The organism is Rossellomorea sedimentorum (assembly GCF_046237645.1).
In the GTDB taxonomy this organism is placed as follows: Bacteria; Bacillota; Bacilli; order Bacillales; family Bacillaceae_B; genus Rossellomorea; species Rossellomorea sedimentorum.
Window position 1 is genome coordinate 476,080 of sequence record NZ_CP143546.1, and the last position, 13,182, is coordinate 489,261.

14 protein-coding genes and 1 riboswitch are annotated in these 13,182 nt (G+C 42.1%); of the genes, 8 read left to right on the plus strand and 6 right to left on the minus strand.

Annotated features, from left to right (window positions below):
• Positions 1-205: 205 nt before the first annotated feature.
• From V1502_RS02460 to V1502_RS02475, 4 genes are read right to left on the minus strand one after another with little or no spacing between them, the layout of a single operon-like run.
• Entirely contained in the window at positions 206-988 is a 783-nt protein-coding gene (locus V1502_RS02460) for an energy-coupling factor transporter transmembrane component T family protein (protein WP_409252811.1), read from the minus strand.
• Positions 969-2,660 (minus strand): ABC transporter ATP-binding protein, encoded by a 1,692-nt coding sequence (locus V1502_RS02465; protein WP_409252812.1) that lies wholly within the window; start codon positions 2,658-2,660, stop codon positions 969-971. Before V1502_RS02465 ends, V1502_RS02460 begins: the two co-directional genes overlap by 20 nt.
• Entirely contained in the window at positions 2,644-3,240 is a 597-nt protein-coding gene (locus V1502_RS02470) for an ECF transporter S component (protein ID WP_409252813.1), read from the minus strand. The genes V1502_RS02465 and V1502_RS02470 overlap by 17 nt, the downstream gene beginning before the upstream one ends.
• On the minus strand, positions 3,240-3,842 hold the full coding sequence (locus V1502_RS02475) for a YkoF family thiamine/hydroxymethylpyrimidine-binding protein (protein ID WP_409252814.1): 603 nt from the start codon (positions 3,840-3,842) through the stop codon (positions 3,240-3,242). Before V1502_RS02475 ends, V1502_RS02470 begins: the two co-directional genes overlap by 1 nt.
• Positions 3,843-3,940: 98 nt before the next feature.
• Positions 3,941-4,042: riboswitch (TPP riboswitch) on the minus strand.
• 347 nt (positions 4,043-4,389) lie between these two features.
• Here V1502_RS02475 and V1502_RS02480 point away from each other — a divergent pair.
• The 6 genes from V1502_RS02480 to V1502_RS02505 all read left to right on the plus strand — a co-directional run bounded on the left by V1502_RS02480 (position 4,390) and on the right by V1502_RS02505 (position 8,212).
• Entirely contained in the window at positions 4,390-4,536 is a 147-nt protein-coding gene (locus tag V1502_RS02480) for a hypothetical protein (RefSeq protein ID WP_409252815.1), read from the plus strand.
• 185 nt (positions 4,537-4,721) lie between these two features.
• The gene (locus tag V1502_RS02485) at positions 4,722-4,958 is read left to right on the plus strand and encodes a hypothetical protein (RefSeq protein WP_409252816.1); all 237 of its coding nucleotides are present in this window, start codon (positions 4,722-4,724) and stop codon (positions 4,956-4,958) included.
• Positions 4,945-5,508 carry a hypothetical protein gene (locus V1502_RS02490; protein WP_409252817.1) on the plus strand — a complete coding sequence of 188 codons (564 nt, stop codon included), beginning with the start codon at positions 4,945-4,947 and terminating at the stop codon, positions 5,506-5,508. Before V1502_RS02485 ends, V1502_RS02490 begins: the two co-directional genes overlap by 14 nt.
• A gap of 92 nt (positions 5,509-5,600) precedes the next feature.
• Complete coding sequence (locus V1502_RS02495) at positions 5,601-5,846, plus strand: hypothetical protein (RefSeq protein WP_409252818.1); 246 nt, start codon at positions 5,601-5,603, stop codon at positions 5,844-5,846.
• A gap of 214 nt (positions 5,847-6,060) precedes the next feature.
• Positions 6,061-6,945, plus strand: coding sequence for a DNA helicase (locus V1502_RS02500; protein ID WP_409252819.1), 885 nt, complete (start codon positions 6,061-6,063; stop codon positions 6,943-6,945).
• Entirely contained in the window at positions 6,890-8,212 is a 1,323-nt protein-coding gene (locus V1502_RS02505; RefSeq protein WP_409252820.1) for a replicative DNA helicase, read from the plus strand. The genes V1502_RS02500 and V1502_RS02505 overlap by 56 nt, the downstream gene beginning before the upstream one ends.
• 245 nt (positions 8,213-8,457) lie before the next feature.
• Here the strand turns inward: V1502_RS02505 and V1502_RS02510 are convergent, their stop codons facing one another.
• Positions 8,458-9,129: an HAD family hydrolase gene (locus tag V1502_RS02510; RefSeq protein WP_409252821.1), complete on the minus strand. Its 672-nt coding sequence runs from the start codon at positions 9,127-9,129 to the stop codon at positions 8,458-8,460.
• 191 nt (positions 9,130-9,320) lie between these two features.
• Positions 9,321-10,127, minus strand: a complete 807-nt coding sequence (locus V1502_RS02515) for a VOC family protein (RefSeq protein WP_409252822.1) — start codon at positions 10,125-10,127, stop codon at positions 9,321-9,323.
• A 729-nt stretch (positions 10,128-10,856) separates the two neighbouring features.
• On the opposite strand from V1502_RS02515, the gene V1502_RS02520 reads away from it, so the two are divergent.
• Both V1502_RS02520 and V1502_RS02525 read left to right on the plus strand, forming a co-directional pair.
• Positions 10,857-12,221, plus strand: coding sequence for an AAA family ATPase (locus V1502_RS02520; protein WP_409252823.1), 1,365 nt, complete (start codon positions 10,857-10,859; stop codon positions 12,219-12,221).
• Positions 12,218-13,108, plus strand: coding sequence for an RloB family protein (locus tag V1502_RS02525; protein WP_409252824.1), 891 nt, complete (start codon positions 12,218-12,220; stop codon positions 13,106-13,108). Before V1502_RS02520 ends, V1502_RS02525 begins: the two co-directional genes overlap by 4 nt.
• Positions 13,109-13,182: the final 74 nt, after the last annotated feature.

Below are 13,182 nucleotides of genomic sequence, written 5' to 3' on the forward strand. Positions count from 1 at the left end.
TGGATGTGATTTTCTGGTGATAACTTCTATGTGCATAACGAGTATAAAAAATTGCTGATGGAGTCAGGAGAAAGTTAATATTTGCAGTCGATTCTCTTTATACCTTAGCAAGATGTCTTGCCTTGGGCAGGACAAGAAACCTGTCACTCCGTCCCTCGCCCAAAAAACCAAAAAGGCGAAATTCCCAAACAGGATTTCGCCTAAACTACAGCTGCTTTTGATAAAGATCAAGTGTGCCAAGACTCCAAGAAATACCGACACTCATCAGGATTCCACCAACCATAAGGAACAGGAACAGCCAATCTTTCCCGCTGACTTGAAACTGCCGGTAAAACGTCCGGTCCCGGTCACCTGTGAAGCCTTTCGACTCCATTGCGAGGGCTGTTCTTTCTGCTTTTCGGATGGCTCCGGCGAGGAGGGGGATGACGTAACGTTTCAGGTTGCGAATCCTTTCAGGTAGCGATGCCGATTTTTGTTTCACTCCCCTGATCCGGTGGGCGCTCCTAATGATGGAGAACTCCTCGCGGATGAGGGGGAGGAAGCGGTATCCCGCCATGATGCCGTATGCAAGTTTTGGAGGCAGTTTGCACTGCTGCATGAGGCTCAGGATGAAATCGGCAGGCTTAGTCGTCAGTACGAATAAAAGCGAGAGCACCGAAAAGCTTAAGACACGCAATCCGAGTGAGATGGCTGTCTCCAATCCGTTATCCGTCATTGTGAGGAAGCCCCACTGCCATAGGATGACAGCTCCGGGCTCGACTTCGGCAAACCACATGCTCGACCAGATGTATACTAATGCGAAGAACAGGAAGGGCGAGAACAGCAGGAGCCATCTCTTCCGGGAAACCCTGCCGAGCAATAGAGTGACAAGGATGGTGAACGTGATACTGACAAGTGGAGTCACCGGGTCAAAAAAAACCGAGAGTATCAGGATGCATACAACGACGGTAAGTGCCTTGATTGCTGGATTAAGACTGTGCAGTGACATGGTGCTCATCCCCTGTTCTGATTTCTTGTTCCAACTCAACGGCAAAAGGCAGCTTCAACCTTGCCTCCTGCAGAATCTTCTTACGCTCCCAAAGGAGAGAAGGGGCATCGTTGAAAAGAATATCCCCGGACCCGAGCACGACTGCCCTGTCTGCGTACTTATGCACGAGCTCCATATCATGGGTGATCATGACGACTGCCCCGCCTGCTTTTCTTCTATCCTCAAGGAGGTTCATCAACTCGCGGGAAGTCCTCGCATCCTGCCCGAAAGTCGGCTCATCGAGAATGAGCAGTCCATTTTGGTCACTGAGCATCGTCGTAACACTAAGCCTGCGCTTCTGACCCTGACTGAGCGAAAAGGGATGGCGGTCGGCAGCCTCAAGAAGGTTCAGCCTTTTCAGCATAGCCCTGACTTTTGGGGCTATCTCCTCCTGAGAAAACCCTTGCTGAGCAAGCCCGAAGGCGAGTTCATCGTAAGCTGAATCCGTGATGAACTGATGCTCGGGATTCTGAAAGACGTAGCCGATCCGTTTCCAAAGCTCGGTTTCCTTCCATTTTCCCAATGGCTTTCCACCAAACGAAATTTTACCTGAAGAAGGGGAGAGGATTCCGCACATCACCTTGGACAGCGTCGATTTTCCGGAACCATTTGCACCGAGGATGGCAACGAATTCCCCTTCATAAATGTTAAGATCTATTTCCTTAAGAATCTCTTTTTGGCGGTAAGAGAATGTGACTTGCCCCATCTCCAGCAAAGGCTTTCTGATGCCAGGTGTATCGCTGATGCCAGGCTGGAGCTTTTGAAGTAAATCAGAAGGATCAGCCACTCTCTCCATCAATTCGGCAGTAGTGAAAGGGAGCGATTCCCCCTGATAAATTCCTGCAGCCGCTGCCTTCATTCCAGCCAATGTCGGACTCGGCAGCCAGACACCCTCTTCATTCAAGTATGAGGCATGTTCCGTAAAGCACTCCCGCGGCTTTCCATCAAACATGACTTCTCCGCTCCGACTGAATACGAGGCATCTGTCGGTGATATCCATCCAATCATCCAGGCGGTGCTCGATGACAATCATGCTGAAGCCCTGGCTTTGCTGCAGATTTTTTAAAAGCTGGACAAGCTCTGTGCTCGATACGGGGTCGAGATTGGCCGTCGGCTCATCGAGGATGACCAGGTCCGGTTCTGTCAAAAGGACTCCAGCCAGTGCGAGCTTTTGCTTTTGTCCCCCTGACAGTACGTGGATGAGGCTTTCCTTGTATGGGAGGAGGCCTGTTTTTTCAAGCGCGGCATCAATTTTCGCCGGCATCTCCTCGCGTGGAACCTTATGATTTTCCAACACGAAGGCCAGTTCATCTTCAACGGTCAACATGCAGAACTGGCTTTCCGGATCCTGAAAGACAATGCCCATTCGCTGATTGATTTTTCCTTGTGGAAAGTCTTCAAGTTCTTCACCATGAAAGAGGATCTCGCCTTCCATCTCACCTTCGACGGCTTCCGGATAGAGCCCTTCGACACAGTAGCACAGAGTGCTTTTTCCGCAGCCGCTAGGACCGAGCAGGAGCAGGGTCTCTTTTTCCCCGATTGAAAAGGAAACATCCTTGAAGATCCGGGGCTCATCATCCTCATAGCGGAAGCTTAAGTTTTTTACATTAAGCAGGTCAGGCTGTCCGTTCATGGTTCTTTTTCGCCGCCTTCATTTCTTTTCCTAGAGGGAAGGAGCTGAGAGAGCCAGTTTTGGCAAGGCCTTCACTGATATACTTCCCGAGGAGACCTGCCAGGATTGCCCCGCTTGCAAGACGCACGATGAACATCGCCGTTACATATCCAGGTGAAAGAGCGGCGAACCCCGATACATAGAAGCCCCAAAGGAAGCTGGTGACCGACGAGCCCATTCCGGCAAGAACAAGAACGAGCGTCGAATAGTTTTTCCAGCGGGTTGCGGCGAATACGGCTTCTGCGCCCAGCCCCTGGATCATCCCTGTCACGATGAGCATTGGACCTACAGCGTTTCCAAGCAAAACTTCTATAGTAGCAGCAACGGTTTCAGAGATAAACGCGGCCCCCGGTTTCCGAATGATATAGGCAGCAATAATCGATACAATGAACCAGATACCAAAGATAAAGTCATATCCGATCAAGCCGAACATTCCGAACAGAACATTTCCGACTTGCAGGAAGGCCAGGTAGACGACCCCGAATATAACGGCCAGTACAGAGAGAAGGACGACTTCACGCAGTTTCCACTTGGCGAGCATTATTTTTCACCTTTTTTTGAAGGAGAGTTTGCCGACATTGTAACGGTCATGACGACATGGGAAGAGTCCCCTTCAAGGCAGTTATTGAAGGCGCGCTCAAGTGTCGTAAAAATATCATGGGCATTGCCGTCGAGGCGTGTTGCATAATGGACACCCTGTGTCTTAACGCCTTTTTCGATTGCATCATTCACCTGATCCATGATTGTATCCATATACGTTGTGCTGCCAAGTGGATACAGGGCAAAGTGGACCGACACATCCTGGGAGATGCCGGCGAGAGATGCTTCATTCATGCGCTCGTCATTCTCCGATAGATAAACATCTCCTTGCGCATCCCCGGGACACCCGTTTGAAAACGTCGCATTGAGCACGACATGCTTTCCGGTCTTACTCGCATTAAGGAAAATGGCCTTCACTGTATCAAACACATGTATCGACCGGCCGCGCACACATGTAGAAACATCATCCGTCTCCCGCCACACCTTCGACGTATCTGTTTCCTCGATAGCACCGAGAATGATACTGACGAAATCATCTGCCATCGGATGGATTGTAAACCTTGCTCCAGTAATCTCACTTGTACCGCAAACTTCATGATTCATATTGTATTCCTCCTGAAAAAATTTTTGGACAACAAAAAAACTGCATCACAGAGTGGGATGCAGTCGATTGATATCGTAAGAGAAACACATTAGAACAGATACCTTCTCCTGCACTTCCCCACGCTGGTATTATCCAGATCGGGTTATAAGGGTCGGAACCAAAAGGCTCCTCTCAGCAAAATGCACCCCTAGTGCGAAAACGTGTTATGCAATTTTTTCAAGATTAATGGTAACGCATTCTTTTAAGCTTGTAAACTGGTATATATGAAAAATTTGGAGAGAAGCATCTGCGGTAATCCGTGTTTTTACAACATGATTGAAAATGCAGGGGAGACAATGTAACCCTGATTTTGTGCTTGTGATATATGTAATTTGCTGATGGAGTCTCCGGAGGTTATTAGGGTCCGATTTTTTTGTGATTTAACAAAGGGACCTACCATTGGTGGGGCAAGGAACCTCCGTCCCAAGCATAAATAAGGATTGATAAGCAACTATTGCTGAATTAATATAGAAGGTATTAAATTGTGTTACTTTGGAGTGAACATAGATGAAATGGAGTTCTCAAGATAATAAGAAACCTCTTTTAGTATCTATCCTTATTATTCTATTCATTGCTGGTCTGCTCGATATCATTTTTGAAGGCTTGCTCTTTCAATTATTACCCGATTCGGTTCAGGTATTTTTAAAAGGGTAAAAAAATTATTGGACGAACAAGGAACCTCCGTCCTGACATCAGGGCTGCTCCCCCAGTGTGTAAAATTATTTACATACTGGGGGCAGTCCATTCTTTAGTATTTAGGAAATAAATAGGTAAGGGTAATGATTTTTTTCACAAAAAGGGTTTTGTATTAATATAGAGACAACAAGGAGGTTAGAGTTATGATTACTGTGACCTTAGAAACTTTAAATGAAACAATCGAGAAAAACCGAAAATCTGCTAACCTGACGCTAAGAACTGCTTCCAGTTCTAGTGGACGTAGAAAAAAGTCTCGAGCACGTGCAAAGGGAGAAGTTAAGTGTCTGGATCAAATCTCTATTTCCCGATGGAAAAAAGCGGTGCAGGATGGGAAGATTATATCTCTAGGGAACCGGAAGATGTATTATGATTACAATTGAGGATTTAAAGGTTGAACTGGAAAACATAAAAGATAAACCTAAGTTTCATAAGATGATTGAATTTGCTGCCCTGTTAACTGAATACTTTAGCAGCAGAGGGATTCATCCAATTGTGGTTGGTGGTCTTTCGGTTGAAATTTATACAAGGAATGACTATACGACTCACGATATTGATTTTGTCAGTGATGGGTGGGAGCAATTTAACGAATTGCTGACTGAACTGGGCTTTATCAAAACTCAGAGAGAGTGGTACCATGCTGATGCTGAATTGGCAGTTGAAGTGCCTTCCAATCATTTAGAAGGCAGTGAGGATAAGGTAATTGAATTACGGCTCCCAAACAATCGTAAACTGTATGTAATCGGTATTGAAGATATCATCATCCATCGCTTAAAAGGCATTGTTGAGAAGCAATATCCAGAAGATGATGAAGATTATGAGTGGGCTAAGAGGAGGTTTCTTATTCATAGAGGAGAGAATATAGAAATGGCTTACCTGATAGAAGAAGCAAAAAGGACAAAAGTTTATAAATTACTAAGCCCATGGCTTTGAAGGACCGCAGATATTGTCGGTTCTTTTTTATTTTTTCAACTCATAAACTCCACCAACTTTGACCAAGATGATGGCTAAAAGGGCTGGTGGAGATGAGAAGAAAAATGAGTTTGGGAGATATTGAAAGTACAGTTCGGAAAAACGGCAAGCGGGCGAATGAGCAAATCGCAAAAACAAAAGGCCCCAACAGAAAGAAAAGGAACAGGACTAGGAGCCAAGGGGAAGTTGATGCTTTGAACCAAATTTCCATACAGAAATGGAAAAAGGCAGTGGAGAGTGGAAGAGTTAAAAAACTAGGGAAGAACAAGTTGTATTATGATTACAGGGATATTCAGTGAAGTTGTGGGGCGGAGGTTCCTTGTCCCAGCCTGTCGTTACCCAAGAAGGAATTGAGGGATCGATCTGTCTTGGAACTGCCCTTTAGGCGCTGAAGGAACCTTGCTAATGCTGACTCTTGGACCAAGAGTTCGGCATTTTTTTATTGAATGGTGTCCTTTTTCCAAAAACTTCTCTATATAACCAATGAAAACATAATATAGGGAGGAAAAAATAATGACAGGATGGATTAAATTCAACCGAAGCACGCTTGAAAGTCCGATTTGGAGCAGCCCGTTTACCTTGAGGCTCTTATTATTGCTGAGCTGCAGGGCGGTGCAGAAAGATTTCATGTATGTGGAAGAAGTGAAGGTGCATAGGGGCCAGAATTTACGGTCCTTTTCTCGTCTGGCTGATGATTTGCAGTATGTTGAGAATGGCAATTTGAAAATCCCAGCGAAGAGTACAATCAAGCTAAGTGTAGATCGTTTGAAGAAGTACGGTCTCATCTCTACTGAGGAGACAAAAATGGGCACATTGTTCACAATACTTGGAAGTGAAGATGATTTTTATTTGCCCGAAAACGGGGAAACGGCTGATGAATCCCAGATGGACGCAGTGAATACCACTGCTGTACAAAAAGAAGAATGTAAGAAAGGTAGAGAAGAGAAAGAAAAAGAGAGCGTGCGCGTGAAGGATGAGCTGTCTTTCAAACCAGAAGTGCAAAGCAAGATTGAGAAGGTCACAGGAAAGTTTTTAGAGCTTCGTAACTCAGGATTTTATATCTCACCTAAGGAACAGTCTGCCATTGAGAAAATCTGTGAGAAGGAGATCGCAGAGGAAACACTGCTGTCCTGGATGGAGACAATCGAGTCCGATTACCGAAAGCGAAATGCTGACGACACAATCCAATCGTTTACTTACTACGAGAAGGCGCTGCGGCGAAAAATAAGAAAATCAAGCAGTACGTCAAAGTCGTTGCCAAGTTCAACTGCTGACCTGCTAAAAGAAACAAATGACTTTCTGGCCAAATTGGAGAGGTGGAAGAGGGAGGGGGAGAACCGCCATGCAAATGGAGCCAAGAGAGTCAAACCGTCATTTGGGCCTGTATGGAGTCGATGAAATGAGCAGTCACCAGGAATTATTTGAAGCTGAAAGTATGCTGCTTGGAGCGGTTTTCTTGGAGCCCGGGGCCATCAACGATCTCATTGTTAAACCAGAGCATTTCTCGCAGAGCCGACACCGGATAATTTTTAAAGCGATGAGGGAGCTGCAGCGCGATGGGGTGGAAATCAATCCTTTTAGTTTGGTCAATCTTCTTGGAGCTGAGGTCGAGAATGCAGGCGGTGTTTCTTATTTCACGGAGATCTCCCTTTGCTGTCCTTCCGTGAGCGGGCTGGAGCATTATCAGGAAGTTGTGCTTGAATCTTATCGGATAAAAGAGCTTCAGAAATCGGCCGTCCATTTCCTGAACAACTCGAATGCTGAAACAGCAGAAGCATTTTATCAAAGATATGTCGAGACACAGGAGCTTGTACTGCAGAAAGGGCAAAGTAAGACCGGGGCATTGGTCGAGATTTATGAAAGCTTATATTCAGAGCCTGTATTCGTGGGCATTTCTTCCGGATATGAAAGATTTGATGGATTAACAGGAGGGTTCAAACCCGGGGAACTGATCATTGTCGCCGGAAGACCCTCGATGGGGAAGACCGCGTTGGTACTGAATCTGGCTTATAACGCAGCCTCAACAGGAACCGTTGTCGATTTCTTTTCACTCGAGATGAGTGAGACCCAGCTTTATCAACGGATGATCAGCCGCATGGCGCACATTGATGCGTCTAAGTGGCAGAATCCATCCCGGATTTTTTCAGAAAAAGAGACCCAAAAGGCAAATGAAGCGCTGGATACCTGTTACAAAATGCCTTTTCAAATCCATGACCAAGGCGGGCAGACCTTGGACAAAATCCGGGCAAGGATCCAGAAGACGAGAAGGGAAAATGACAGTGCTTCTTGTTTAGTGGGCATTGATTATCTGCAGCTGATTCCGATTGAAGGCAAGTTCGAACGCCATGACCTCGCAATAGGGGCCATCACCAGGGAATTGAAACAGATGGCGAAACAGTACAAAGTGCCGATCATCCTACTGGCCCAGCTTTCCCGGTCAGTGGAACAACGCCAGGATAAGCGGCCGATGATGTCGGACCTCCGCGACTCCGGCAGCATCGAACAAGACGCGGACATCGTCATGCTGCTTTACAGGGAAGGGTATTATAAGCAGGACTCCAAAGGGCTGGAGACGGAGATCAACTTAGTGAAGCACCGGAATGGGCCGGTCGGTACAGTTAAATTAAATTTTGTTAAGGAGTTTAGTTGGTTTGCTGGGGGATGAGTGGAGTGTAAAGTTAATCAAACGTTTGATTAAATAGAGTGGGACAGAGGGGACTGTCCCTCAAATGGAAGTAGGCCGCTAAGGTAGATCTCCTATATCAGACTAAGGAATCCACAAGGAACTATGCCAGCCGGTGAAGCTGTAAACCAGGAGCTGAAGTCAACTAGACCTTATTAAATAGAGGGCAAATAAAAAAGGTTCAATAGAAGGCACAATGCCTCTCTTTTGAACCTTTTTTCTTGTTATTAAGCAAATATAGACCACTTATTTTCTTCCGCCACTTTGACCATGCCCTCTTTAGGATTGACCAAAACCGGATTGCTTACATAATGGAGCAGAGGAATATCGCTTTCACTATCGGCGTATGCCCAAATTTCTTTTGGTGGATTTTCTGTCAGGTGCGGCTGTTGGTTCATCCATTCCTGTAGTTTCGCTACTTTGACATCTCCGTTGACAATTTGTCCGATTTCCCCCGTGCATTTGCCGTTCTGGTCGAACTGCAATTCTGTGCTCAATACATGGACATCGTTTAATTGGAGGTGATTAATAAAAGCTTTTAGGAATGGCTGCAGTGCGCCGGATAGTACAATGACTGTGTCTCCGTTCTTCTGATGATCATGGATTCTGCTGACAAGGGTGTGATGAACTTCCTCTTTCCCGTGAATGACGAGTTCTTGGAAAAAGAGATCTAATTCTTCGGTGGTTTTGCCATTGAACGTCTTTGCAAAGGCCCTGAAAAAATCGTGGCGGAATTTGTTTTTTCCTTTTAGTAAGCCGCCAGCCGTAGCCTTCGCCAAACCTGCTGCCACAATAGCCCACTGTTTAGCGGTAAATGTTTCTTTTCCTACTGAAAACATGGCCTTGAAGGAATTTCCCTGATAAAGCGTTCCATCAAAGTCTACCGTGATAATTGCCAAATCTGAACACCTCGCTTTTTTAGTAAGTATAGGACAGTTGGTATGATTTGTAAATGAACTGGAAGGACCAGTTGTGTTTTACTTTAGTACTTTAAAGCACGAAGAGGGACTGTCCCTTTTCGTGCTTTAAAGTACTAAAATCTTCACTGGGACAAGGAACCCTCCGTTCCTCTAAGAAACAACCTCTCTAGTCATTCTTCGGAAATCTTATATATTCCTCCCTGTAAAAGAATGGATTGGTTCTGGCGGCCGTTTTCAAGCTGAAGGCCAAAGGGTCTTTCGCCAAATGCATTAAGAAAATCTTTAACGATGCCATCCCCGACAGGAGTGCAAAACAACAGGTTTCCGTGCGGCATGTAAAGGCGCAGGCATTTTGCACCCCATTTTTCATTTATAAATGTCTCTTCGTTTTGCAGATCGAACAGAGAAGACCACTTAGAAATCTCATCATCCAAATCTTCAACTGCCAAAAACACATCCTTTATTTGAAGAGAGCCGGCTGGATGGCTGGAGTGTACCTTCAGTTTCTCTCTTCTAACAGCATCATTTTCTCCCCATTGGATGAAGAAGGGAAGGGGAAGTGTTGGATGCTCCTCCGCGATAAACAGCATGGACCATTGCAAAAGTTCCCCACTATCCGTTAACCGCGAACCTTTGACAGGGCCATGGAGTTTCAGTCCTTTTTCTTTAAGTTCAACAGCAAGTTGATCCATGTTACTCGTCCTGAGAGCGAGTCTACCCGGGTGGTCACCTAAAGGCAGCTCAGTAACGAGTTGTTGAATCAGCGGGTTATCGTCAACCTGCATGGAAACAGATGGATCTTGGATTCCGAGCCACTCGATATAACCTAAACAAAAATAAGCAAGCGTGTTATAAGTCCCCCAGTTTTCATGCTTCCCACCCTCAATAACCTGAATGCCGTGCTGCAGCATCATTTTTTTCGCGGATGTAGGATCAGATGAAAAGTGAACAAGATGATCAAAGGCAAGTGAAGTCATAATATATCCCTCGTTTCTTTTTAGTAATGTAATTCTAGTTTAACAGGTTTCCGGAAAGGACCTGAGTGTCTTACTCTGTGTTTATGAGAATACCAAGAGGAGGGAGAGGCTGCTGTTGCGCCTTTTACCATTGTTTCACCTGGGACAGAGGGACTTGTGAAGTTTTCATATTTCCATTATGGTTATAACTCCTATGCGCCTGTGGAAGTTATGAAATTAATTGATGAGTCTTTAAGAAAGTAACTCCTAAAGGTCGATTCTCTGTATTTTAGCCAGAGAGATACCTTTTCGGTGGGACGAGGACTCTGTTTCTCCGTTTTTTTATAGGTTTTACCTTGTTGTTGGGGTAACTAATTGTGTACAGTTGCTAATCAATTTAAGGAGTTTGTTCATGAGAATGAGGAGGTAATAAGTTGTTTGAATGATGGGTAGGTGTACAAAAGTTAAAGATATCTAAAAAATCATAAAAAAAGTTTTTTTATGTGTGAGTCTTAGCCAATAATTAAATCACTAAAAGAGAAAATTAAGAGGGTGTATAATAGTTTTCTCATGGCACAAGGCAACTGTCCTCTTGACTCATTATCGCTATAAAGTGGAAATTATAATGAATTTTTTGCAATAAATTTATTAGACCTCCACATAATATGTATTTATTTGGTTAAATAGAATATAATGAACATGAAGAGTGATTTTTTCACTTAATATACCAATTTATAAGGGGGTTTTAAAATGTTGATGAGATTTAACGTGAAAAATTTTCTTTCATTTGATGAAATCCAAGAGTTTTCCATGATTCCAGGTGATGTTAGAAGTAAAAGTAATCATCTAATAAAAGAAAAAAATATAAATTTATTAAGGTTTGCAGCCTTATATGGTCCGAATGCTTCTGGGAAATCAAATTTTATCAAGGCATTGCATTTCTCGAGGAACCTTATAAGGAACGGAGCGGAGAATGCACCTAAGAATTATTATTACAAGTTAAATGAGACTCGTTCTTCTGAACCTACTTCATTTGAGTACGAAATAAATATAGGTGACAAATATTATGCATTTGGTTTTAATATAATATTATCAGAAAATAGGTTCACTGGTGAGTGGTTATATGAATTAAAACCATCTGGTGATCAATTGATATACGAAAGAGATATAGTTAATAAAAATTTTAATAAAAATTTAAGTTTTGTGAAAAATGAAAGTAAACTTAGATTTAAAATTTATTCTGAGGATAGTCTTGATAATGACAAATTTTTATTTTTGAGTGAGCTTAACAGAAATAAAGAAGAATTCTTTAAAAACTTTAAGGAATTTAGAATTTTTAAGAATATTTTTAATTGGTTTACTGATACATTAGACATCAATTTTCCTAGTAACCCTGTTAGTAGTACTGATTTTTTTGTTGATAATGATAAAAGTAATAATAATCGGTTATTCAAATTATTAGATAGCCTTGGGACAGGAATTACAGACTTTAAATTAGTGAATACACCTATTGAAGAAATGAAAAAACAATTTCCTATAAAAATTTTGGAGGATATTCAAAATAAATTATTCGAAAACAGTGAAAGTATCGCCCACATTAGATCTGATAATAACCTACACCAGCTACAACTAGATGATAAGGGTGATCTTGAAGTTAAAACTATGTACTTTACTCATGGTAATAATGGAGCTGATTTTGCTTTAAGTGAGGAATCTGATGGAACAAGAAGATTGTTAGATCTTTTGGAAATATTATTAGGGAAATCAGAAAAAACTTATGTTATTGATGAGATAGACAGGAGTTTACATCCTAACCTAACACATAAGTTCATTCAGCTTTTTCTGGAAATACTACATGAAAAGAAAATACAATTAATTATTACAACTCATGAAGACCGTCTATTAGATTTGAATCTTTTAAGGCGAGATGAAATTTGGTTTGTACAAAAAAATGAAGAAGGAAATTCCCAACTATATTCTTTAGAGAAGTTTAAAACAAGATTTGATAAAAAGATCATTAATGCTTATCTTGACGGTAGGTACGGAGCAGTGCCAAAGTTTAAAAATCTATCTTTCCTTGAAGAAGAAGAAGAAGAGAGAGGTGGGCAAGATTGAGTTTAAGAACCTCAAAAATATTCGGAAGCAGAGGCCCGTCTCAAACGGAAGAACCAAATAAAAAATTTATATTTCTATTTGAGGGGGAAAAAACAGAAAAACAGTATTTTGAGGGACTATTTAATTCAAGAGAGGAGTTTGGAATACAAGAACTTTTAGATATTAAGACCTTAGAAAGAGAAGATGGTAGCCGGTCTAATCAAAAAAAAATTGTAGAAGAACTACATAATAGTATCCAAGCGGTAATTGAGCTAAAGGGAAACAAGGAACAGTTTCTATTAGAAGTCGAAAAAATATTTGAAAAGTTAGGTATCCCTAATTACGATGGTATAAAGGCTCGTATTGGTCACGTGCTTTCTGGCAGTAATATAGAAGAAAACCTTGATGAATTAATTCAAGACATAGCAATAATGAAAATTGAAAGCAAAGAATTAGAAGATTTTATAAATCAATTATCTGATCTAAGAGACTTACTAGAATTTGAAAAAGAATACGATACTGTTTGTATTATTCTTGATAGAGATAAACATAGCTTTAAAGAATGGCAGTATGATGAAGTATTAGAGATTTGTTCTCAAAATAATTACACGCTAGGAATAACAAATCCTTGCTTTGAGTTTTGGCTATTACTTCACCTTTCAGACTGTACAGAACATAATATTGAGTCAATTAAAGAAAATAAAAGGATTAATAAATCTAGGAAGTATGTAGAGGGATTACTTTTAGAGGAAATAGGGTCTTATAAAAAGAATAAATTAAAATTTAATATTTTCAAGCCAGGAATTAGAGATGCGATTAGACGAGAAAAAGAATTCTGTGAAGATGTAACACGGCTAAAAGATGAAGTGGGAAGTAATATAGGAGTTATCATAAGTGAGTTACTATAAAAATACTATTACAAAAAATATAATAGTCTTAGAAGGGAAATCTATTTTTACATGAGCAGATAAAATAAACATAG